At 66.0% G+C, this 23,094-nt stretch carries 17 protein-coding genes; 6 read left to right on the forward strand and 11 right to left on the reverse strand.

Going from position 1 to position 23,094, the window contains the following annotated elements; all coding sequences use genetic code 11:
* Positions 1 to 43: 43 nt before the first annotated feature.
* Entirely contained in the window at positions 44 to 1,522 is a 1,479-nt protein-coding gene (locus QM685_RS09625; RefSeq protein WP_415115115.1) for a xylulokinase, read from the reverse strand.
* A 449-nt stretch (positions 1,523 to 1,971) separates the two neighbouring features.
* Here QM685_RS09625 and QM685_RS09630 point away from each other — a divergent pair, with 449 nt between their 5' ends.
* Positions 1,972 to 3,381, forward strand: a complete 1,410-nt coding sequence (locus QM685_RS09630; protein ID WP_415115117.1) for a nucleobase:cation symporter-2 family protein — start codon at positions 1,972 to 1,974, stop codon at positions 3,379 to 3,381.
* Positions 3,382 to 3,619: 238 nt separating this feature from the next.
* Here QM685_RS09630 and QM685_RS09635 read toward each other — a convergent pair whose 3' ends face one another.
* From QM685_RS09635 to QM685_RS09645, 3 genes are read right to left on the reverse strand one after another with little or no spacing between them, the layout of a single operon-like run.
* Entirely contained in the window at positions 3,620 to 5,134 is a 1,515-nt protein-coding gene (locus tag QM685_RS09635) for an efflux transporter outer membrane subunit (RefSeq protein WP_415115119.1), read from the reverse strand.
* Between the two features lies 1 nt (position 5,135).
* The gene (locus QM685_RS09640) at positions 5,136 to 8,369 is read right to left on the reverse strand and encodes an efflux RND transporter permease subunit (protein ID WP_415115121.1); all 3,234 of its coding nucleotides are present in this window, start codon (positions 8,367 to 8,369) and stop codon (positions 5,136 to 5,138) included.
* 18 nt (positions 8,370 to 8,387) lie between these two features.
* Complete coding sequence (locus tag QM685_RS09645; RefSeq protein ID WP_415115123.1) at positions 8,388 to 9,617, reverse strand: efflux RND transporter periplasmic adaptor subunit; 1,230 nt, start codon at positions 9,615 to 9,617, stop codon at positions 8,388 to 8,390.
* Positions 9,618 to 10,043: 426 nt separating this feature from the next.
* Here QM685_RS09645 and QM685_RS09650 point away from each other — a divergent pair, with 426 nt between their 5' ends.
* Entirely contained in the window at positions 10,044 to 10,688 is a 645-nt protein-coding gene (locus QM685_RS09650; RefSeq protein WP_415115125.1) for a TetR family transcriptional regulator, read from the forward strand.
* Between the two features lie 124 nt (positions 10,689 to 10,812).
* Here QM685_RS09650 and QM685_RS09655 read toward each other — a convergent pair whose 3' ends face one another.
* Positions 10,813 to 11,451, reverse strand: a complete 639-nt coding sequence (locus tag QM685_RS09655) for a cysteine hydrolase family protein (RefSeq protein ID WP_415115127.1) — start codon at positions 11,449 to 11,451, stop codon at positions 10,813 to 10,815.
* Between the two features lie 174 nt (positions 11,452 to 11,625).
* Between QM685_RS09655 and QM685_RS09660 the strand changes: the two genes are divergently transcribed.
* Positions 11,626 to 12,633, forward strand: a complete 1,008-nt coding sequence (locus QM685_RS09660) for a helix-turn-helix domain-containing protein (RefSeq protein ID WP_415115129.1) — start codon at positions 11,626 to 11,628, stop codon at positions 12,631 to 12,633.
* Between the two features lie 181 nt (positions 12,634 to 12,814).
* On the opposite strand, the gene QM685_RS09665 is transcribed toward QM685_RS09660, so the two are convergent.
* From QM685_RS09665 to QM685_RS09690, 6 genes are all read right to left on the reverse strand, one after another.
* Positions 12,815 to 13,564: a CoxG family protein gene (locus tag QM685_RS09665; protein ID WP_415115131.1), complete on the reverse strand. Its 750-nt coding sequence runs from the start codon at positions 13,562 to 13,564 to the stop codon at positions 12,815 to 12,817.
* Positions 13,565 to 13,599: 35 nt separating this feature from the next.
* Positions 13,600 to 13,980: a DUF427 domain-containing protein gene (locus QM685_RS09670; protein WP_415115133.1), complete on the reverse strand. Its 381-nt coding sequence runs from the start codon at positions 13,978 to 13,980 to the stop codon at positions 13,600 to 13,602.
* Positions 13,981 to 14,140: 160 nt separating this feature from the next.
* Positions 14,141 to 14,635 (reverse strand): carboxypeptidase regulatory-like domain-containing protein, encoded by a 495-nt coding sequence (locus QM685_RS09675; RefSeq protein ID WP_415115135.1) that lies wholly within the window; start codon positions 14,633 to 14,635, stop codon positions 14,141 to 14,143.
* 282 nt (positions 14,636 to 14,917) lie between these two features.
* Complete coding sequence (locus QM685_RS09680) at positions 14,918 to 16,438, reverse strand: DegQ family serine endoprotease (protein WP_415115401.1); 1,521 nt, start codon at positions 16,436 to 16,438, stop codon at positions 14,918 to 14,920.
* 155 nt (positions 16,439 to 16,593) lie between these two features.
* On the reverse strand, positions 16,594 to 17,892 hold the full coding sequence (locus QM685_RS09685) for an ATP-binding protein (RefSeq protein WP_415115137.1): 1,299 nt from the start codon (positions 17,890 to 17,892) through the stop codon (positions 16,594 to 16,596).
* 4 nt (positions 17,893 to 17,896) lie between these two features.
* Positions 17,897 to 18,559, reverse strand: a complete 663-nt coding sequence (locus QM685_RS09690; RefSeq protein WP_415115139.1) for a response regulator — start codon at positions 18,557 to 18,559, stop codon at positions 17,897 to 17,899.
* A gap of 270 nt (positions 18,560 to 18,829) precedes the next feature.
* Between QM685_RS09690 and dacB the strand changes: the two genes are divergently transcribed.
* The 3 genes from dacB (at position 18,830) to QM685_RS09705 (ending at position 23,014) form a co-directional block, all read left to right on the forward strand.
* Entirely contained in the window at positions 18,830 to 20,476 is a 1,647-nt protein-coding gene (dacB, locus tag QM685_RS09695; protein WP_415115141.1) for a D-alanyl-D-alanine carboxypeptidase/D-alanyl-D-alanine-endopeptidase, read from the forward strand.
* A gap of 200 nt (positions 20,477 to 20,676) precedes the next feature.
* Positions 20,677 to 21,702, forward strand: coding sequence for a sterol desaturase family protein (locus QM685_RS09700; RefSeq protein ID WP_415115143.1), 1,026 nt, complete (start codon positions 20,677 to 20,679; stop codon positions 21,700 to 21,702).
* A 94-nt stretch (positions 21,703 to 21,796) separates the two neighbouring features.
* Positions 21,797 to 23,014 (forward strand): SGNH/GDSL hydrolase family protein, encoded by a 1,218-nt coding sequence (locus QM685_RS09705; protein WP_415115145.1) that lies wholly within the window; start codon positions 21,797 to 21,799, stop codon positions 23,012 to 23,014.
* Positions 23,015 to 23,094: the final 80 nt, after the last annotated feature.

Raw genomic sequence — 23,094 nt, forward strand, 5'->3', positions numbered from 1 at the left:
AGTATGTGACCGGGGCGTCCACAGTGGCCGCGCCTCGCGCCTGCTACCGCGCTTCGCGGTGCATCGTGCCGCCGAACCACGGCTCGACACGGCCATACAGATCGACGAAGCGCGCATAGCGTCCGGCTAGCGCCGCATCGCCGCGCGGACCCGCGACGCGCGTCGTGCCGGGCGCCAGCACGGCGAGATCGCGCGCCTGCCAATGACCGCACGCGAGACCGCCGAGTATCGCCGCGCCGCGCGGCGCCGCGTTCGGACAGTCGACCGCGTGCAGTTCGACGTCGAGCGCATCGGCGAGCAGTTGTCGCCAGCGTGCGTCGACGGAACCACCGCCCGCGAGCTTGAGCGCGGCCACCGGCGCGCCGCTCGCGCGAATCGCGTCGAGCCCCGCGCGCAGCGAAAACGCGACGCCTTCGAACGCGGCGCGCATCATCGCGCCACGCGTGTGTTCGAGCGACAGACCCAGCCAGCCGCCGCGCGCTTGCGGGTTGAGCCACGGCGTGCGCTCGCCGCTCAGGTAGGGGAGAAAGGTCAGGCCCGAAGACGGGTTGAGCATTACGTGAGTTGCATTGTTGCCCGCCTTGCCGGCTGCATCGCCAAACGCTTCCCGATAAGCATCCGCCCATTCATACGACAGCCACCCGCGCACCCGCTCCAGCGCAATGCCGACGTTCTGCATCGCCGCCATCCGATACCAGTGATCGCTCGCCGCGCGATAGCGATGCAGGCCTTTCAGCGCCGCCGGCTCCTCGCTGGCAAGCACGACGATCTGCCCGCCGGTGCCGGTGGTGAGCAACGCGTCGCCATCGTGCGCGAGGCCGCTGCCGAGCGCCGCGCACGGGGTGTCCGCCGCGCCGGTCGCGAGCAGGGTGCCGGCGCGCAGGCCGAGCGCCCGCGCGGCCTGCTGCGATAGCGCGCCCGCCGCCGCATACGACGGCGCCAACGGCGCAAACCACTCGCGCGGAATGTCGAGCCGTTCGAGCAGCACCGTGTCCCACACGCCAGCGGGATCGGCGAGCGCGGTCGCGCACGCATCGGATGCATCCGTCACCAGCGCGCCGCCGAGCGCGACGCGCAGCCAGTCCTTCGGCTGCAGCGCCCAGCGCGTGCGACGCGCCGTCCGCGGTTCATGCCGCACGATCCAGCGCAGCAGCGGACCGGCCATGCCGGGCGCGACCGGATTCGGCTGCGGTTCGGGCCATGCATCGAGAAGATCGAGCGCGCGCGAATCGGGCCACAGCATCGCGGGCCGCACCGCTTCGCCTGACGCATCGATCAACACGACGCCGTGCATCTGCCCGGACAAGCCGATCGCGCGCACGCCGTCGCGCAAGTCGCGCGGCAGACGCGCCAGCGCATCGACGAGTGCGCGCCACCACGTTTGCACGTCGATCTCGGCCCAGCCCGCGTGCGGCGTATCGAGCGCATAAGCGACGCCCGACACCGCCTGCTCGCGGCCATCTTCGTCGACGATTGCCGCTTTCAGGGAGCCGGTGCCGAGGTCGATGCCGAGAAAACTCATGGGTGCCGGGACGTCGAAATGAGGAGGGGGAACGAGCTTGAGAAAAGAGGCTAAAAGCAGGGGCGCGTCACAACCGGTCGGACAGCCCGCGAACGGTTCGCAAACGGTTCCCAAAAACGCCGATTCGCGGGTTAACCCCGCCATGTCGCGAGTGGCGCCAAAACAGGACTATGCGTGAGGCGTGATACACGTTATTGATTCTCACACATATCCCCGCGCGCGACGCACCCGCGACACGCGCGCCGCCCGCCGCCCGCACTCGCCACCCCACGGGGCTCGCCGCCGGTCCGGGCGGGATCGGCCGCGCGCGCACCTTTAATCTGCCTTTCAAAAAGCGCGCCCGTATATCGTCGCCGGGAATGCCGGAATAGCCTCCAGTGGTCTTGTTGCACCTTTTCGTCCCCGATACCTTGGAGTCATCCCAAAACGAGATGGTGGAGAGAGACGATATGCAAGCGAACACGGTTCACCCGTGCGACGAACGCCTACCCGCGGGCCAGTTGCTCACACTCGGCATCCAGCACGTGCTGGTCATGTACGCCGGCGCGGTCGCGGTACCGCTGATCATCGGCGCGGCGCTCAAGCTGCCGAAAGACCAGATCGCGTTCCTGATCAGCGCCGATCTGTTTTCATGCGGCATCGCCACCTTGATCCAGACCCTCGGGCTGTGGATCTTCGGCATCCGGCTGCCCGTCATCATGGGCTGCACGTTCGCGGCGGTCGGCCCGATGGTCGCGATCGGCACCAATCCTTCGCTCGGCATCCTCGATATCTTCGGCTCGACGATCGCGGCCGGCGTGATCGGCATTCTGCTCGCGCCGATGGTCGGCAAGCTGCTGCGCTTTTTCCCGCCGGTCGTGATCGGCGTGGTGATCTCGGTCATCGGCCTCTCGCTGATGGAAGTCGGCATCAACTGGGCGGCCGGCGGCGTCGGCAATCCCGACTACGGCAATCCGGTCTATCTCGGTCTGTCGCTCGTCGTGCTCACGCTGATCCTGCTCATCAACAAGTTTGCGAAAGGTTTTATCGCCAACATCTCGGTGCTGCTCGGCATCGTCGCGGGCTTCGTGATCGCGCTGATGCTCGGCCGCGTCAACATGGACGGCGTCACGCACGCGCCGTGGGTCGGCATCGTGATGCCGTTCCACTTCGGCCTGCCGCACTTCGATCCGCTGTCGATCGCGACGATGGTCACCGTGATGTTCGTCACCTTCATCGAATCGACCGGCATGTTCCTCGCGGTCGGCGACATGGTCGATCGTCCGGTCGATCAGAAGACGCTGGTGCGCGGCTTGCGCGTCGATGGGCTCGGCACGCTGATCGGCGGCATCTTCAACTCGTTTCCGCATACCTCGTTCTCGCAGAACGTCGGGCTGATCGGCGTGACCGGCGTGAAGAGCCGCTTCGTCTGCGCGACGGGCGGCGTGATCCTCGTGCTGCTCGGCCTGTTCCCGAAGATGGCGCAGGTGGTCGCGTCGGTACCGGCGTTCGTGCTCGGCGGCGCCGGTATCGTGATGTTCGGCATGGTGGCGGCGAACGGCATCAAGGTCCTGTCGCGAGTCGACTTCGTGCGCAATCACCACAACCTGTTCATCGTCGCGGTGAGCATCGGACTCGGGCTCGTGCCGGTCGTGTCGCCGCGCTTCTTCGCGCAACTGCCGCCGGCGCTGTCGCCGCTGCTGCATAGCGGGATTCTGCTCGCGTCGGTGTCGGCGGTCGTGCTGAACCTGATCTTCAACGGCGTGAAGAGCGAGAGGAAGGCACGGCGCGAAATTCGCCGTGCCGGGCATGATCTCGATAAAAGTGGCGGCAGCGAGCCGCAGCACAACGAGATGCTGCGCGCGGCGGATATGCACTGAGCTTCTTCAGGCGCCGTCGATGCGGCGAGCGACACCGCTCATACGAAGGTGCCGCAAGGTTCACTCAGGTTCGCGCGGCATCGAACACCGCGCCTCAACAAAAAACGCCACGGCATGCCGTGGCGTTTCTGTTTATTTCAGCGCCGGTGCGGCGCTTGCGCTGGCAGCGAGCTTTCCCGAACGACCGGAAGCCGCCTCACACGAGCGCCGCAGCCGGCGCTTCATCGACTTCGCGCGCTTACCCCGCCGTCGCCGCCGAAGCCGCGACCGGCGCGCTCGCCGCGCCATAGTCGACCGGCGCGTCGGCGGGACGCGGCTGCTCGCCGGTGTGCTCGATCCAGCCGCCGCCGAGCGCCTGGTACAGCGTGACCAGGTTCTGCAGGCGCTGCATGCGCGCGGTGATCAGCGATTGCTGCGACGAGTACAGATCGGTCTGCGCGGTCAGCACCGACAGATAGCTGTCGACGCCGTTCTTGTAGCGCAGGTTCGACAGATCGAGCCGGCGCTGCTCGGCCGACGTATTGCGCTCGAGCGCCTGGATCTGCTGATCGTAAGTGCCGCGCGCGGCGAGCCCGTCCGCCACTTCGCGGAAGGCCGTCTGGATCGCCTTTTCATACGTGGCGATCTGCACGTTCTTCTCGATGTTGGCGAGATTCAGGTTGGCGATGTTCTGGCCGCCCTCGAAGATCGGCAGCGTGATCGACGGCGCGAAGCTCCACGCCGCCGAACCCGGCTTGAACAGCCCGCCGAGCGTCGGACTCAGCGTGCCGGCGCTGCCGGTCAGCGTGACCTTCGGGAAGAACGCCGCGCGCGCCGCGCCGATGTTCGCGTTGGCCGCGAGCAGATTTTCCTCGGCCTCCATGATGTCGGGACGGCGCGTCAGCAGATCGGCCGGCAGACCCGCCGGAATGTCGGTGAGCAGGTTCTGGTCGTTCAGCGGCAGACCGTTCGGCAGATCGTCGGGCAGCGGCTCGCCGATCAGCAGCACCAGCGCGTTCACGGCCTGGGCCCGCAAGCGCGCCTGCGCCTGCAGGTTCGCGCTGGCGGTCTCGACGACCGTTTGCGCCTGGCGCAGATCGAGCTCCGAGCCCGTGCCGTTGTCGAACTGGAGCTTCGTGATCCGGTACGACTCCTGCGCATTCGTCAATGTGTCCTGCGTGACCTTCAGCAGGTCGTCGAGCTCGAGCAGCGTCAGGTACTGGTTCGCGACCTGCGAGACCAGCGAGATTTCCGCGGCCTTGCGCGCCTGCGCGGTGCCCAGGTAGGTCGCCAACGCCTGATCCTTCAGGCTCTGGATCCGCCCGAAGAAGTCGATTTCCCACGACGCGTTCAAGCCCACCGAATACGTGTTGGAGATCGTCTGGCCGAAGTACGTCAGGTCTTTCGGCGTGCGCGACTTGCTTTGCGAAGCCGCGGCGTCGAGCGTCGGGAACAGACCCGCGCGCACGATCCGGTACTGCGCCGCCGACGCCTGCATGTTCAGCACCGACACACGCAGATCGCGGTTGTTCTTCAGCGCGATTTCGATCAACTGCTGCAAACGCGGATCGACGAAGAAGTCGCGCCAGCCGATGTCGGCGGCCGCCTGGTTGTTCGCGCTGCGCGCGCCGGGCGTGCCCGGCTGCTGGTCGTATACGCCGCCCGTCGGGAAGGTGGCCGTCACGGGTGCCTCCGGGCGCTGATATCGCGGCGCCAGCGTGCAACCCGCGGCGAGCAACGCCACCGCCACTGCAATCAAAGAGTGTTTTTGCATCTCAATGCCCATCCTTGCCCGAGTCCTTGCCATCCGCGCCGCTGGCCGACCCATCAGCCGCGCCGCCACCTTGCGGATCGTGCGGATGGTGCTGTTCGTAGTGCGCGAGCGCCTCATCCGGGTCTTCCTTCTCGCCGCCGAACTTCGCGCGGATCACGACGAAGAACATCGGGATCATGAAAATGGCGAGGAAGGTCGCCGTCAGCATCCCGCCGATCACGCCGGTACCGATTGCGTGCTGGCTGGCCGAGCCCGCGCCGTTACTGATCGCGAGCGGCAGCACGCCGAGAATGAACGCGAGCGAGGTCATCAGGATCGGACGCAACCGCAGACGCGCCGCCTCGAGCGCGGCCTCGATCGGCCCCATGCCTTCACTCTGCTGCAGTTCGCGGGCGAACTCGACGATCAGAATCGCGTTCTTCGCCGACAGACCGACGGTGGTCAGCAGACCCACCTGGAAAAACACGTCGTTCTCGAGCCCGCGCAGCGTCGCGGCCAGCAGCGCGCCGATCACGCCGAGCGGCACCACCATGATCACCGAGAACGGGATCGACCAGCTTTCATACAGCGCCGCGAGACACAGGAACACGACGAGGATCGAGATGCCGTACAGGATCGGCGCCTGTGAACCGGACTGGCGCTCCTGCAGCGACAGACCCGTCCACTCGTAGCCGATACCCGCCGGCAGCTTCGTGACGAGCGCTTCCATCGCCGCCATCGCCTGACCGGTCGACTTGCCCGGCGCGGCCGCACCCTGGATTTCCACCGACGAGATGCCGTTGTAGCGCTCGAGCTTCGGCGAACCGTACGTCCACTGGGTGCTCGCGAAGGCCGAGAACGGCACCATCGCGCCTGCGTTGTTGCGCACGAACCAGCCATCCACGTCCTCCGGCTTCATACGGAAAGGCGCGTCGGCCTGCAGGTACACCTTCTTGATCCGGCCGTCGGTATCGAGGAAGTTATTCACGTACTGCGACGCCCATGCGATCGAGAAAGTCTGGTCGATCGTCGAGAGCGACACGCCGAGCGCGGCAGCCTTCTCGTGGTCGATGTTCACCTTGAACTGCGGTGTGTCGTTCAGGCCGTTCGGACGCACCTGAGCGAGCGTCGGATCCTTCGCGGCGAGACCGAGCAGCATGTTGCGCGCTTCCATCAGCTTTTCATGGCCGACGCCCGCGCGATCCTGCAACTGGAAGTCGAAGCCCGCGGCCGTGCCGAGTTCAGGAATCGACGGCGGGTTGACCGGGAACACCGTCGCGTTCTTGTAACTGGCGAAGTGCATGTACAGACGGCCCACCAGCGCCTGCACCTTCTGGTCGGCATGCTGACGCTGCCCGTAGTCCTTCATCCGCACGAACACGAGACCGGCGTTCTGGCCACGGCCGGCGAAGCTGAAGCCGTTCACGGTGAAGGTCGATTCGACGATCTCCTTCTCGTCGTTCAGCAGATAGTCGGACACGTCCTTCAGCGCGCGCGCGGTGGTTTCCTGCGTGGAACCGGACGGCGTTTGCACGAGCACGAACATCGTGCCCTGGTCTTCGTCGGGCAGGAACGACTTCGGCAGTCTGACGAACAGCAGGCCCACCGCGAAGATCACCACCATGTAGATGATGAGCCAGCGGCCCGAGCGCTTGATCACGTGGTGCACGCCCGAGTGATACTTGTCGCGGCTCGTGTTGAACGTGCGGTTGAACCAGCCGAAGAAGCCGGTGGCTTTCTCGTGATGACCCTTCGGAATCGGCTTGAGGATCGTCGCGCACAGCGCCGGCGTCAGAATCAACGCGACGAGCACGGACAGCACCATCGCCGCGACGATCGTCAGCGAGAATTGCCGGTAGATCGCGCCGACCGAGCCGCCCGAGAACGCCACCGGCACGAACACCGCCGACAGCACGAGCGCCACGCCGACCAGCGCGCCGGTAATCTGGTCCATCGCCTTGCGGGTTGCGTCGCGAGGCGACAAGCCCTCCTCCTGCATCACCCGCTCGACGTTTTCCACCACCACGATCGCGTCGTCCACCAGCAGGCCGATTGCGAGCACGAGACCGAACATCGACAGCACGTTGATCGAGAAACCGACCACGCTCATGATCGCGAACGTGCCGAGCAGCACCACCGGCACCGCGATCGTCGGAATCAGCGTGGCCCGCAGGTTCTGCAGGAACAGGTACATGACCAGGAACACCAGCACGATACCTTCGAGCAGCGTCTTGACCACTTCCTCGATCGACAGGCGCACGAACGGCGTCGTGTCGTACGGGTACTGCACCACGAGACCGTGCGGGAAGTACTTCGACAGTTCGGTGATCTTCTGGCGCACCGCCTTGGCGGTGGCCAGCGCGTTCGCGCCGGTCGCGAGCTGGATACCGAAGCCCGCCGTCGGCTGACCGTTGTACTTGGTGTCGAAGTTGTAGTTTTCGCCGCCGAGCTCGATGCGCGACACGTCGCGCAGACGCACCTGCGAGCCGTCCTGGTTGACCTTCAGCAGGATGTTGCCGAACTGTTCGGGCGTGTTCAGCAGCGTCGCCTGCGTGATCGTGGCCTGCAGCACCTGACCCGGCACCGACGGCGTGCCGCCGAGCGAGCCGCCCGCGACCTGCACGTTCTGCGCCTGCAACGCGGTTTGCACGTCGACCGGCGTCAGCCCGAAGTTGTTCAGCTTGTTCGCGTCGAGCCAGATCCGCATCGCGTACTGCGAGCCGAACAGCGTCACCGTGCCCACGCCGTCGATACGGCTGACCGGATCCTGAATGTTCGACGCGACGTAGTTCGCGAGGTCGTACTTGTTCATGCTGCCGTCGGTCGACACGAACGCCATCACCAGCAGGAAGCTGCTGCTCGACTTCGTGACCTTGGTGCCGAGCTGCTGCACTGCCTGCGGCAGGAGCGGCGTAGCGAGCTGCAGCTTGTTCTGCACCTGCACCTGCGCGATGTCGGGGTTGGTGCCGGCCGCGAACGTCAGCGTGATGGTGGCCGTGCCCGAATCATCCGACGTGGACGCGAGGTACAGCAGGTGGTCGAGACCACTCATCTGCTGCTCGATCACCTGCGTGACGGTGTTTTCCACCGTCTTCGCCGAGGCGCCCGGGTACGTTGCGCTGATCTGCACGGCCGGCGGCGCGATAGTCGGGTATTGCGCGATCGGCAGTGTGAACACCGACGCGATACCCGCGAGCATCAGGATGATGGCGATCACCCATGCAAAAATCGGGCGATCAATAAAGAACTTTGCCATGAGGCGGGCTCCCTGTTATTACGCGCCCGATGCGGCGGAGTCGGGTTGAGCCGTCTGCGCACCGCTGGCGGCCGGCGCGGCCTGAGCGGCCGCGTCGGAAGCAGGTGTACCGGGAAGCTGCGCCGGCACAGGCTTGACCTGCTGGCCGGGGCGCGCCTTGTCGGTGCCCTGGACGATCACGCGCTCGCCCGGCTTCAGGCCGTCCGAGACCACCCAGTACGAGCCGAACGTGCCCGCGGTGACGAGCTGACGCAGCTCGACCTTGTTGTCGTTATCGACGACGAGCGCGGTAGGCTGGCCCTTCTGGTCATGCGTGATGCCGACTTGCGGCACGATGATCGCGTTCTGGTTGACGCCCTCGTCGATCTTCGCGCGCACGAACATGCCCGGCAGCAGCACGTGGTCCGGGTTCTTGAAGATCGCGCGCACCGTGACCGAGCCGGTGCCCTGGTCGACCGTCACGTCGGTGAACTGCAGCTTGCCCTTCTCCGAATAGACGCGGCCGTCTTCCAGCACGAGCGACACCTGCGCCGCGCCCGGGCCGGTCGTCTTCAGACGCCCTTCCTGGATTTCGCGACGCAGCTTCAGGCCGTCGAGGCTCGATTGCGTGAGGTCGACGTAGACCGGATCGAGCTGCTGGACCGTGGCCATCAGCGTGGCCGCGCTCTGCTGCACGAACGCGCCCGGCGTGACCTGCGACACGCCGATCTGGCCTGCCACCGGCGAGGTCACGTCGGTATAGCCGAGGTTGATCTGCGCGGTGTCGACCGCGGCCTTGCCGGCGGCGACGTCGGCGGCGGCCTGGCCCTGCGCGGCGACCGCGTTGTCGTAGTCCTGCTTGCTGACCGCGTTGGCCGCGACCAGCACCTTGTAACGGTTGGCCTGCGCGGTGGTCGACACGAGGTTCGCCTGCGCCTTCGCGAGCGATGCCTTCGCGTTGTTCAACGTGGCGATGTACGGAGCCGGATCGATCTTGTAGAGACGCTGGCCGGCCTTGACCTCGCTACCCTCGGTGAACTCGCGGCGCAGCACGATGCCGTCGACCCGCGCGCGCACCTGCGCGACGAGGAAGGCACTGGTACGGCCGGGCAGTTCGGTGACGACGGGCACGGTCGTCGGCTGGAGAGTGACGACGCCAACTTCGGGCGCCTGTGGCGGCGGGGCAGATTGTTTTGGTCCGCACGCCGCCAGCAAGATGGCAGCCGTCGCGGCACTGATTAAGCGGAATGGAACCCGTTCGACGCGCATGGAGCGACCTCTGTCAAAGACTGAGAATGAAAAAGTGCGCGCATCCCTACCCCGGGGACGGCAGCGCACACAGGCGTCTTGCGACGCTCAACCGGAAGCCCATGGATGCAAACCGCGCCTGCAAGGGCACCCTGCTGCGAACGTGCCATACCGGGAAATGCCGCACGGCGCCGCCATCCGGCAGGCGCAAGGGCGTTCTGAAAGGCAACAGTGACGGATATTAACCGGTCGTCACGGCTTGGGCTATCCGATCGTGGGATGCTATTATAGATACATTCGTGAATGCATGTAAAAGTGCATTTACTTCTCTTGCAGGTGGGGATCTCGCAAGTTCGCTTTCCAATCTGCTCAAAAAGTAGTCAGATTGTCATCGGGCTGACTTGATACGGCCCGGGCTCCCCACAATCCAGGGCAGTTCATACGTATATGGTCAGAAGAACCAAGGAAGAGGCACAGGAGACGCGTAACCGGATCCTTGACGCAGCCGAGCAGGTTTTCTTCGAGAAAGGCGTATCGCGCACGTCGCTGGCCGACATCGCGCAGGCCGCGGGCGTCACGCGCGGCGCAATCTACTGGCACTTCGCCCACAAGAGCGAGCTATTTACCGAAATGTTCGATCGCGTGCTGCTGCCGCTCGACGAACTGAAGGCCGCCTCGCTCGATCCGAACCAGGCCGATCCGCTGGGACGTCTCGTGGAAATCTGCATGATCTGTCTGCGTGATACCGCCAACGACCCGCGCCGCCGCCGCGTATTCGACATCCTGTTTCTGAAATGCGAGCTCGTCGAGGACATGGGCCCGGTGATGGAACGCTACCAGACCAATATGCGCGAGGGGCTTGCGAAAATCGAAGGCGGTCTGCGCAACGCGATCTCCAAGGGGCAAATGCCCGCCGATCTCGACACGAAGCTCGCGGCGGCGATGGTGCATGCGTTTGTCGGCGGAGCGCTGCGCGACATGCTGTTTTTGCCCGATGCGACCGACTTCGGCACGCATGCGCAACAGATGGTGGAAGGTATGTTCGACGCGCTGCGCTTGAGTCCGGCGTTGCGGAAGAAAGCGGTGTCGTAGCGGCGGCTACCCGCCGGTTTGAAAAGGCGCGGGCGGTTCGATGAACCGCCCGTTTTCATGGGTGAGCCGCTTACACACCGACGCGCCGCGCACGGCTTCAACCGCAGGCACCCCCACCCTGCATTCACGCAACAGCCCGCCGCGCCCGCGCCGCCTGATTCGATGCATGGATGTTGCCGCGCTCGAGGGGTGCCCCGCTCGTTAGCGCCGCGATCCATGCGTCCGTGCTCGCCACGGCCGCGAAGCGCGACTGCAGCACGACGCTGAACACGCGATGAATCTCCTCCGCGCTCGCAAAGCCCGCGCTGTTTTCGTACGGCACCGAGCCGGTCGCATCGTGCAGGAACTCGACGGCAAGCCCCGCATGCACCGCGTGATTGATCGTCGATGCATCGCAGTTATGCGTCATGTAGCCGGTGATGGTCAGCGTATCGATCTGCCGCGCGGCGAGCCAGTCGGCCAGATCGGTGCCGGCGAAGGCGCTCGGCAGCGACTTCTCGACGAAGTGATCGCGATCGCGCGAACTCACGACCGGATGCAGCTCCGCTCCCGCGCTGCCGCGCGCGAACAGCGGCGAGGTGGCCGGCGCGACGTTCTGCACGACCACGACCGGCACGCCCGCGTCGCGAGCCGCATCGATCGCGCGGCCGATGTTGGCGAGCGAGGTCCGCACGTCCGGAAATTCGATCGGCAGATCGCCGGTCACGTATTCGTTCTGCACGTCGATGACGATCAGCGCACGGCGCGGCGCGGCAGTGGTCATGGCAAGGCTCCTTGTCGGAAAAAGCGGTCAATGCCGCGCGCGACCGTGGCGGCCGAACAACGCAGCGGCGATGAGCGCATTGTTGCGGCGCCGCCGCGCGAGCAACAGTGGCCCATATGACAACATTCGCTAGAATCGGGCCATCTTTTCTTTTTCATCTATGAGGTGATGGTCATGGCCACCCCGGCAGCTTCCGCCGCTCAGCGCGGCGCCGCATTCCGCCACATCGTCGCCGTGGTCGCGTTCGACCGCATCAGTCCGTTCCACCTGTCGGTGCCGTGCGTGGTGTTCGGCGAGGACCGCCGCGGCGGCGGCGTGCCCGAGTTCGACTTTCGCGTCTGCGCCGCGGAGACAGGCGCGCTCGCCACGACCGCCGGCTTCTCGATTGCGGTCACGCACGGGCTCGAAGCACTCGCCGACGCACACACGATCATCGTGCCGAGCTGGCGCGATCCCGACGAAGCGCCGCCCGCCGCGCTCGTCGACGCGTTGCGCGCCGCGCACGAACGAGGCGCGCTGCTGGTCGGCCTGTGCCTCGGCGCGTTCGTGCTGGCCGCCGCCGGCATCCTCGACGGCCGGCCGGCATCGACCCACTGGGCCTGGGCCGACGACTTCGCGCGCCGCTACCCGCGCGTGCGGCTCGACCCCGGCGTGCTTTACGTCGACGACGGCAACGTGCTGACCTCGGCCGGCACCGCCGCCGGCCTCGACTGCTGCCTGCACGTGCTACGCAAGATCAGCGGCGCGCAGGCGGCGAACTATGTCGCGCGCAGGCTCGTCGTATCGCCGCACCGGCAAGGCGGCCAGGCGCAATACGTGCAGCAGCCGATGCCGCCGAAGCCGCGCGGCGACCGGCTGTCCGGCCTGCTCGACTGGGTGAGCGGCAATCTGGCCGCGCCGCACACGCTCGATACGCTCGCCGCGCGCGCGTTGATGAGCCGCCGCACGTTCACGCGACGCTTCCGACTCGCGACCGGCACGACGGTCGGCGCGTGGCTGCTCGCGCAGCGGCTCGCCCGCGCGCAGCAGCTGCTCGAAAGCACCGACGAGTCGGTCGAAACGATCGCGGCAAGTGCGGGTTTCGGCTCGGCGGCGTCGCTGCGGCAGCATTTCAGGGAGGTGTTTCGCACATCGCCGTCCGCGTGGCGGCGGGGTTTTAGCGGAGATCAGGGAAGCGCATGAAATACGGCGAGGCGCTGGAAAGCGACGAAAGTCGGGATTGGTCCAGATTGGGCAATCGGAGTAAAGCGCATCTTGCGAAACCACGAACAAACACGGCGAAACCACCGCCGTTTCGTAGTGTCCCGCCGGAATTTCGTAGTCGCGCGGACACGACAACCGGGCGCGTGCACCGCTCGCCGGCTCAATGCTCGCTGAACCAGCGCACCACGTACAGCAGTAGCGCGACCAGAAAAATCATCCCGGCCCACGCCCAATACGGCACGACGTGCTGACTGGGCTCCTGATGCGGCACCCCATCCGACCAGCTATGCGACGCACTCGCCGTGCGTCCCGTCAACGCGTTGCCGTGGTCGATGCGCGTGCGCCGCGCGATGCCGCCGAGCGTGATCGGCCGCAGAAAGACGTGCTGCCGGCGTGGCGCCGAGCCGCGCGCGCGGTTCGGCCCTTTGCCATGCTTGGCGCGCACGACCGCGTCGAATTCGGTGAAAAAATCGTCGGCCAGTTGATGCAGTGAATTTTCGAGCTGGCGCGTCGGCAACTCGGCGAGCGGTCCGGACGACGTCGCCCAGATCGTGTAATCGATGCGCGTGCCGCGCTCCCGGCCGGCACCGTAAGCGCCCTCGTCCGCGCGCAGCCGCACTTCGATCTGTCCACGCAGCGCGCCGATGCCCTCGGCGCGTGCCTTGAAGTTGATGGTGCGGCGTTGCGCGTCCGCCGGGCCGGAATCCTGGCCGGCCACGTGGGCACGCGCTTCGTAATGCGCGCGCAACGGGCCGAGTGGCACTGTCATTGCCAGCGCGTATTCGCCGTGGGCGAGGCGCGTGAACGACTCGCAGTTGTCGAGGCTGGCACGCAACAGCGCGAGATCCTGCAACGCGTCCCAGACATCGGACGGCGCAAGCGGAATCCGTAACGCGTCATTCAGTTCCATGACAACCTCCCCCGATAGACGCGCCGGCAGCGGGATCAGGACGTCTGATCGATGCGGTCGACGCGCGATGTATAAAACGCGAGATAGCCTTTTATCTGCGTGACCTGCTCGAGCGGCTCCTCATAGCTCCACACCGCATTCTCGATCAGGCCGTCTTCGGTGCGCAGATGGAAATACGATGCGTCGCCCTTGAACGGGCAGTGCGACGTGTGCGTCGAGCGTTCGAGCCGGGCCATGTTCACGTGCTCGCGCGGAAAATAGAACACGTCCGGCAAGCCGGTTTCGGAGAGCGTCAGCGCGGCCTGGGTGTCGGCCATCGTCACGCCGCCGTGAATCACGCGCACCCGATGGCCGTTGTTGCGGATCACGATGGTATGGCCACTGGGCTTTCCCTCAGATGTCGACGCATCGCTCATGTCCAGGCTCCCTGATGTGTGGGGCATTGTGGCGCGGGCTATTGTATTGCCGCATGAACGGCAAAGCCACGGGATGCGCCCGTGGCTTCATTATCGGCGAAACTCCGGCCGATTGCGCGGCCTTCCTGCGCCGTGCCGGGGCGGCGAGCGGATCGCGTACTTACTTCATGTTCCAGGTGAACGCGGATTTGACGTTGCCTCGCGCCGGCACGGTTACCGCGCGAGTCTGCTCGTTGTCGCTGTACTTCGCGTGGACCGTGTAACGGCCCGGATGAAGCCGGACCAGCATGAACGGTCCGCGCGACGTCGTGCTCAACACCTCGTTGCCACGCGTATCGACAATACTGACATGGACGTCGGCGAGAAACTCACCCCTGGGGCCGGTAAAGCGCAGCGAGAGCGGCCAGCGGCTTTGCGCCGCCTGCAGCGCCCGGGATTCGTCGAGGCCGACGCCGCCTGATACATACGAGACGTTGCCCTGCTGCTGGATTTGCGGGAGACCGCCGCCGTTGGTGTTGCCCGCGCTGGTGTCGTCGGTGGTCGACCCGCCGGTCACGCTTGCCTGCTGCGCGTACGCACCGCCCGCCAGTCCGAGCGTGAGCGCCGCGCACAGCGCGGCGGCTACGATCCTTTGCTGATTGCGTTGGGTTTTCATCGGTTCGCTCCTTGTTAAAGTCCTTGCCCAGTATCCCTCGGTGGGCCCGAATCAAGGACGATGCAACCTGCGTGCCAACCGTCCGGTTGCGTCGACGGAAAAGCGCTGCGTCGTGGCATGGAGGGGGCGCGGCGCGCTTGCAGCTCCTCCACTTCGCCTGCGGAATCAGCGTTCGGGCAGGCAAAAAAAACCGGTCCCTGCAGTAAATGCAAAGGACCGGCAATCGCTACTATCGCTTTGACTGGGTTGGGCGGTACATGATCGAGCCGCCCGGGTGATCGATCAGCCCAGGTCGACGGGCACGAAGATCTGAGCGTTGTCGCGCTGGATCAGCAACGCGATGCTATTGCCCGCGCCCGAAATCATCTGCTTCAGTTGATCGATGTTCGTGACCGGGCGGCCATTGACGGCGAGAATCACATCGCCCGGCTGGATGCCGGCGTTCGCCGCCGCGCCGCCCGATTGCTGTACGAGCAAACCGTGCGACACCGACGCGCTGCTCTTCTCTTCCGGCGTGAGCGGGCGCACCGCCACGCCGAGACGGCCTTGCAACTGGGTCTGCTGGTCGGCTTTACCCGCCGACGCGACCTTCGTATCCGAGAACGAGCCGATCGTCACCTTGACGTCCTTGCTGGCCTTGTCACGCCACACCTTCAGGGTCGCCGAGCTGCCCGGCGCGAGACCCGCGATCTTGGCCGGCAGATCCGACGAGTCGCTGACCTCGTCACCGTTCACCGCCAAGATCACGTCGCCCGGCTGCAGGCCAGCCTTGGCTGCCGGGCCGCCCGCGTCGACCGAGCTGACCAGCGCGCCTTGCGGCTTCTGCATGCCGAACGAATCGGCGAGCGTCTGGTTCATGCCCTGTACGGCGACGCCGAGACGGCCGCGACTCACGTGGCCGGTCTTGACGAGATCGTCCTTGACCTTGATCGCTTCATTGATCGGAATCGCGAACGATAGCCCCTGGAAGCCGCCGGTCTGCGAGTAGATCATCGAGTTGATGCCGATCACTTCGCCTTGCAGGTTGAAAAGCGGACCGCCTGAGTTACCCGGATTCACCGGCACGTCGGTCTGGATGAAAGGCGTGTAGTTCTCGTTAGGCAGCGAGCGCGATTTCGCGCTGATGATGCCGGAGGTCACGGTGTTGTCGAAACCGTACGGCGAACCGATCGCGACCACCCACTGGCCGACCTTGCTCTGACGCGGATCGCCGATCTTCACGGTCGGCAGATTGCTCGCGTCGATCTTCAGCACGGCGACGTCGGACTGCTTGTCGGCGCCGACCACTTTCGCCTTGAACTCGCGCTTGTCGGTGAGCTTCACGGTGACGACGTTCGCGCCGTCGACGACATGCGCGTTAGTCAGGATGTAGCCGTCATTGCTGATGATGAAACCGGAACCGAGGCTCGCGCTCGGCTGATCGGGCACGTCGCCACCGTCGCCGCCACCGCCTTGCATGCCCGGTATGCCGCCGAAAAAGCGCTTGTAGAACTGGAAGAACGGATCGTTCGGATCGATCGGCAACTGGTTGCCGTTGAAGTTGCCGCCATTGCCGCGCAGAGCGGTCTGCTTGACCACGTGCTTCGCGCTGATATTGACGACGGCCGGCCCGTAGGTTTCGACGAGGCCTGAGAAATCGGGGATGCCGGTCTTGGCGGCGGCTTCGGCGGGCATCATCGCCGCTTGCGCCGGCGAGATGACCTGCGGTGCGGGCACGTCGCGATGGCCCGCCGCATAGCCGGCGGAAAGCGCAACGGCGACAGCGACTGCAACAGCGCTGCGGGACAAGGTTTTCGTGTTCATCATGAGCTCCTGACTGGAGAAAGTAACTTTGAATGTCGAGGAGCGTACGTGGCATCGCTTAAAAGGATCTTAAGCAGCGCCAGATCCCGAAAACCTTGCCGGCTGGGCCTGTGGGGCCGTCAAAGCAGTTTTTTCGATGCGGTGAAACGCCGTTTTCAGAAGCGCACCGTGACCTGCAAACCGCCCGCCGACGATTCATCGAGCGATACGTCCGCATGATGTTGCGTGGCGATGCGGCGCACGATCGCGAGACCGAGGCCGCTGCCCGCCACATCGGTGCGCGCGCGATTCGCGCCGGCACCCGCGCGATAGAAGCGGTCGAACACGCGCTCGCGATCGGCCGGGTCGATGCCCGGCCCGCTGTCGGCGATCCGCACAACCGGATGCCCGTTCTCGACGCGCAGGCTGACGTCGACGCGGCCGCCGGGCGGCGTGTACTTGGTCGCGTTGTCGACGAGGTTGTTGAACATCACGCGCAACGCTTCGGCGTCGCCGGTCACGGTGGCGGCCTCGCTCGCCTCGATGCCGAGATCGACGCCGCGATTCATCGCGAGCGGCGCGTAAGTGGCAACGCATTCCTGCAGCAGTTCGCGCAGATCGAGCGTCCCGCTGACCGCGGCGCCGTCCGGCTCGGCGCGCGCCAGTGCAAGCAGTTGCTCGGCAAGACGCGTCGCGCGCGTGACGCCCGCCTGCAGGTCGGCGAGCGCTTCGCCGCGCGCGGTGTCGTCCTTCGCGCGCGCGACCAGTTGCGCCTGAATCTGCACGGCGGCAAGCGGCGTGCGCAATTCGTGCGCGGCATCGGCGACAAACGCCTTCTGGATATCGAGCGCGGTCGCGAGTCGTTCGAGCAGTCCGTTCAACGCGCGCACGAGCGGTTGCACCTCGAGCGGCAAGCGCTTGTCCGGCAGCGGATCGAGCGCCTCGGGATGGCGCGTGTCGAGCGCGCTCGTCACGCGCCGCAGCGGTCGCAGCCCGCGTCCGACGATCACCCACACTGCGAGACCCAGCAGCGGCAACAGCACGATCAGCGGCCACAGCGTGCGCAGCGCGACGTTCGCGGCGAGCCGGTTGCGCACCGACAGCGGCTGCGCGAGCTGCACGACGTTATCGCCGACGATCGCGCCATACACGCGCCATTCGCCGCGATCGGTGCGCTCCGTCGAGAAACCCAGCTCGGCGCGCGGCGCGAGCGGCGCACGCGGCCGCGAGTAGTACATCAGCATGCCGTTGCGGTTCCAGATCTGCAGCACGATGCCTTCGTCTCCGGTATCGCGGCCGAGCACCTGTGAAAACGGCTCCGCCGGCAGCGCCGCGGCGATCTGTTCCAACTGGTAGTCGAACAGCTCGTTCGCTTCGGCAAGCGCCTGCCGGTAGATCAGCCATCCGGCGATGCCGACGCCGAGCAGCACCAGCGCGAGCAGCCAGAACAGCAGTTGACGGCGAATCGAGCGCATCGGCTCAGGCGTCCTTCGCGATCATGTAGCCGAGCCCGCGCACGTTGCGAATCAGATCGGCGCCGAGCTTCTTGCGCAGCGCATGGATATAGACCTCGACGGTATTGCTGCCGATCTCCTCGCCCCAGCCGTACATCTTTTCCTCGAGCTGGCTTTTCGACAGCACCGCGCCGGGCCGCGCGAGCAGCGCTTCGAGCAGCGCAAACTCGCGCGCGGACAGCGCGACCGGCGCGCCGTCGAGCGTGACCTGATGCGACGCCGGATCGAGGGTCACGTTGCCGTGGCGGATCGTCGAATCGCTGCGGCCGGACTGGCGCCGGATCAGGGCGCGCATGCGCGCGCCAAGTTCGTCGAGATCGAAAGGTTTGACAAGGTAATCGTCAGCGCCAGCGTCGAGCCCTTTGACGCGATCGGCCACCGCGTCGCGCGCGGTGACGATCAGCACCGGCAGCGCGTGGCCGCGCGCGCGCAGCGTACGCAGCACCTCGAGGCCGTCGCGCTTGGGCAGGCCGAGGTCGAGCAGTGCGAGATCGTAAGGCTGGGCCGCCACCGCGCGCAATGCCGCTTCGCCGTCTTCGACCCAGTCCACGGCAAAGCCTTCGCCGCGCAGCGCCTTGCGCACGCCTTCGGCGATCATCCGGTCATCTTCGACTAGCAGGATGCGCATGGTTGTCCGTTCCGAAACGTTTGATGATGCCGCATTCTAGCGCCCGCCCTCCGGCCTGCGCGTCATGCGGCGCTTTTTTCAACGCAGCCTCGCGGCATGTCACTACAATGGGCGCTTTGCGTCGCGCGGCGGCCGTCCGTTTCCGTTTCCGCGCGGCGCCTGTGTATGCCGGATGCGTCGCCGTCAAACAGCCCGGATGCTACAAAACGCGTCCCGCGCGTGCCGCACGCCCTGAAATTTTTGCTCGCCCGTTTGGTATTTCGCCCGTTCATGACGCACGCTTTTCTGTCTTCCGCCGCACGCCATCTCGCATCGCGGCCGCGCCGTTCCTCTGCCCTCGCAGCATTCATGCCGAGCCGACTCGCGCGGCATACCGCGGTCTGGCTGCTTGCCGCCGCGCTCGGCGCGGGCGCGTTGCTGCCGCAGGCGGCGCAGGCGCGCGTCAAGGCCACGCATCCGAACGTCAACGTCACCACGGTGCTGCCGCAATCGGTCATGGTCGGCTTGCAGCGCGCGCACGTGCCGCTGTCGTCGATCAGCGTGGTCGTCGAGAAGGTCGGCGACCGCACGCCGATCCTCGCGCTGAACGCCGGCAAGCCGATGATGCCCGCCTCGACGATGAAGCTCGTCACCACTTATTCCGGCCTGTCGATTCTCGGCCCCGACTATCGCTGGCGCACGACCGCCTACGCGGACGGCACGCTCGACGCGAGCGGCGTGTTGCACGGCAATCTGTACATCCAGGGCACGGGCGATCCGAAGCTCGTGCCGGAAGAGCTGATCGATCTCGTGCAGAAGATTCACAAGGCGGGCATCACCGGCATCGACGGCGCGCTGGTGCTCGACAAGCGCTACTTCGATCCGTCGACGCGCGATCTGCCAGCGTTCGACGACGATGTCACCGCGCCCTACAACGTCGGCCCCGACCCGCTGCTCTACGCGTTCAAATCGCTGTCGTTCACGCTGACGCCGTCGCCGGACGGCACGGTGGCAATCGACGTGCTGCCCGCGCTCGCGCAACTGCGCATCGACAACCAGTTGCGCGCGACGAACGGCCCGTGCCGCGGCGACGCGACGGCGCTGACGCCGACCGTCACCCCGCAGCCGGACGGCACGATCGTCGCGTCGTTCAGCGGCGACTTCCCGATGCGCTGCGACCCGCGCACGATCAACGTCGCGGTGCTCGATCACTCGGCGTTCTTCGCGGGCGGCTTTCTCGCGCTGTGGCAGCAGACCGGCGGCACCTTTCACGGCACGACGCGCGAAGGCGCGGTGCCGCTCGGTGCGAAACCCGTCGCGACGCACGAGGGGCCGATGCTGTCCGACATCGTTCGCGACATCAACAAGTTCAGCAACAACACGATGGCGCGCAACCTGTTTCTGACGATCGGCGCCGCCGAGGAAAGGCCGCCCGCGACACCGGCGAAGGCCGCCCGCGCGATCGAGGACTTCCTGCGCCGCGACAGCCTGAACACCGAGTACCTGACGCTCGAGAACGGCTCGGGCCTGTCGCGCGACGAGCACATCACCGCGCTCGCGCTCGCCGATCTTCTGCAACGCGCGAACGCGAGCCCGGTCGCGCAGGTATTCGTCGAGTCGTTGCCGATCGCCGGCGTCGACGGCACGATGCGCAACCGCCTGACCAACCAGGGCGCGGGCGGCAACGCGCACATCAAGACCGGCACATTGCGCGACGTGCGTGCGATCGCCGGCTACGTCGCGTCGGCCGACGGCAACAGCTACATCGTGGTCAGCCTGATCAACGATCCGCATTCGGAGGCCGCGCGCGCCGCGCACGACGCGTTGCTCGAATGGGTGTACGACGGTCCGTCGCTGGGTTTCACGAAAGTCTCCGCGCCGATCGAGGAGCCGCGCGCAAAGCCCAGGAAAAACCCGCGCAAGCGCGCCGGCCACTGAGGATTTCTTCTAGCGAAGCCACGCGCGGCAACGCCCTAACCGTGTACGCTGTCGGGCAACGTGCGGCGCGCGAAAGACAGGAGACAAGCGCGCAGGCTGCGCGTGCTGTCCGGCTATCCGGACCGCGCGGCCCACACGAACGATAACGACACCACGCGCCGCGCATCACGCGGCGCTCAGGGACCAGGAAGGGAGACACGATGCAATTCGATGCCGAATTGCTGCTGCTCGCCATGGCGCCCGTCTTTCTTGCCTGCATCGGCTGGGAGGCGTGGCACGTACGGCGCACGCGCCCGGGCGAGCGGCTCTATAGCTGGCGCGACACGTTGTGCAATGCCGCACTCGCGCTGATGCAGCAAGCTGCCGATAAACTCGCGTGGCTCGCAATCATCCCTGTCTACGCATTTTTCTACGAGCACTACCGCATCCATACGTGGCAGCCGGGCTGGGTGTCGTTCGTCGTGCTGTTCGTCGCGCAGGACCTGCTCTATTACGTGTTTCACCGCTGCAGTCACCGCGTGCGCTGGCTGTGGGCCGCGCACGTCGTGCATCACTCGTCGGAGCGGATGAATTTTTCGACCGCATTCCGTCAGAGCCTGATGTATCCGGTCGCCGGCATGTGGGTGTTCTGGATTCCACTCGCGATCCTCGGCTTTCCGCCGAAGCAGATCGTCGCGATCGTGCTGATCAACCTCGGCTTCCAGTTCTTCGTGCATACGCAGATGATCGGCAGGCTCGGCTGGCTCGAATACGTGTTCAACACGCCGTCGATCCACCGTGTGCATCATGCGCGCAACGATCGCTACATCGATCGCAACTACGCGGGCGTGCTCGTGATCTGGGACCGCCTGTTCGGCAGCTACGTCGACGAGGATCCGCGCGACGCGCTGGTCTACGGCATCGTCGAGCCGCTGCACACGTACAACCCGCTGAAGGCGACCTTTCACGAATGGGCGTCGATGGCCGCGGACTTTTCGAGCGTGCGCGGCTGGCGCAACAAATGGCGCGCTCTGTTCGCGCCGCCCGCGTGGGCCGCCGCGTATCACGCGCGGCGGGCGGCCGGGCCGACGGGGTTGGAGGCAGGATCTGGACACGCGCCTTCGGGTAGGGAATCAGGCAGCAAATCGGGCAACACGACGGGCAACACGATCAGCAAGGCATCAGGGGCGCAGCCACGCCTGAACACAAATCATACGGCCGCGTTTCACACATCACGCAGGCCGTAGAAGATTCTGTAAGCTGTCGTCACGCCGCCGGCGCGGCGGACGCCGCCTGCAACATATGGCACAAGGGCCACACATACGAGGAGATGTAGTCAACATGAATCCAGCAGCTTCGAAAAAACAGCAATGGGTGCGCGCCACGCAGATCGCCGTGGCAAGCGCGGCGTTCGCCGCTCTCGCGGCGTGCGGCGGCGGTGGCGACGACAACAACAATTCGGGCAGCACGCCGCCGGGCGGCGTCAAGCTGCAGATCGTGTCGTTCGGCGACAGCCTGTCCGACGTCGGCACCTACGCGCCGTCGGTCCAGGCAAACGTCGGCACCGGCGGCGGCCGCTTCACGACGAATCCGGGCGAAATCTGGACGCAAAAGGTCGCCGAATACTACGGCGACACGCTCACCGCCGCGTATGTCGACGGCTTCGGCCAGCCGCTCACCGCGGCCGGCGGCCTCGGTTACGCGCAGGGCGGCTCGCGGGTCGATCTGCAGCCGGGCGAAGGCTACGCGCCGAACAACCTGGCCGCGACGACGGTGCCGATCACGACGCAAGTGTCCGAGTATCTGTCCGCGCACAGCAGCTTCAATTCGAACCAGCTCGTGCTGATGAACGGCGGCGCGAACGACATCTTCATCCAGGCGCAAGCGGTCTCCGCTGCCGGCACGGCGGCGGCGACGCAGGTGCTCGAAAGCGGCGGCACCGCGGCCGACGCGCAGACGGCGGCAGCCGCCGCGTCGCAGGCGGCCACGCTGACCGCGCTACAGGCGGTCACCACCGCGGCGACCACGTTCGTCGGCACGGTGCAGAAGGTGGTCGCGGCCGGTGCGACGCATGTGGTGGTGTCGGACGTGCCGGACATCGCACAGACGCCGCAAGGGCTCGCCGCGGGCGCGCAAGGCCAGGCGCTCTTCAACGCGCTGGTTCAGACCTACAACGGCGTGCTGCAGCAAGGGCTCGCGTCGAACAAGCAGGTCATCTACGTGAGCGCCTACGCGTGGCAGGATCAGACGATGGCGAACTATCAGTCGCTGGGCTTCACCGTGTCGAATACGGGCACCGCGTGTAACCTGACGTCGATGGCCGAAAGCGCGACCACCTATGCAACGAAGAACCCGAGCGTGCTTCTGCCGGGCCAGACGGCGGCGTCGTTCGGCAGCTCGTTCGCGTCGTCGCTGTTCTGCTCGCCGCAGACCTACACCGCGGCCGGCGCGGATCAGAGCTATATGTTCGCGGACCTCGTGCATCCGACCACGCATCTGCATGCGCTGTTCGCGCAGCAGGTCGAGAAACAGGTCGCCGCGAGCGGGCTTGGGAAGTAAGAAGTTTCCGGCTGCGGGGCTGGCGCGGTTGTCGGCCAGCTCGCGGCCTTGATGGTTACTTTGCAAAAATGAAAGGCCCG

The organism is Paraburkholderia sp. (assembly GCF_047605525.1).
GTDB lineage: Bacteria > Pseudomonadota > Gammaproteobacteria > Burkholderiales > Burkholderiaceae > Paraburkholderia.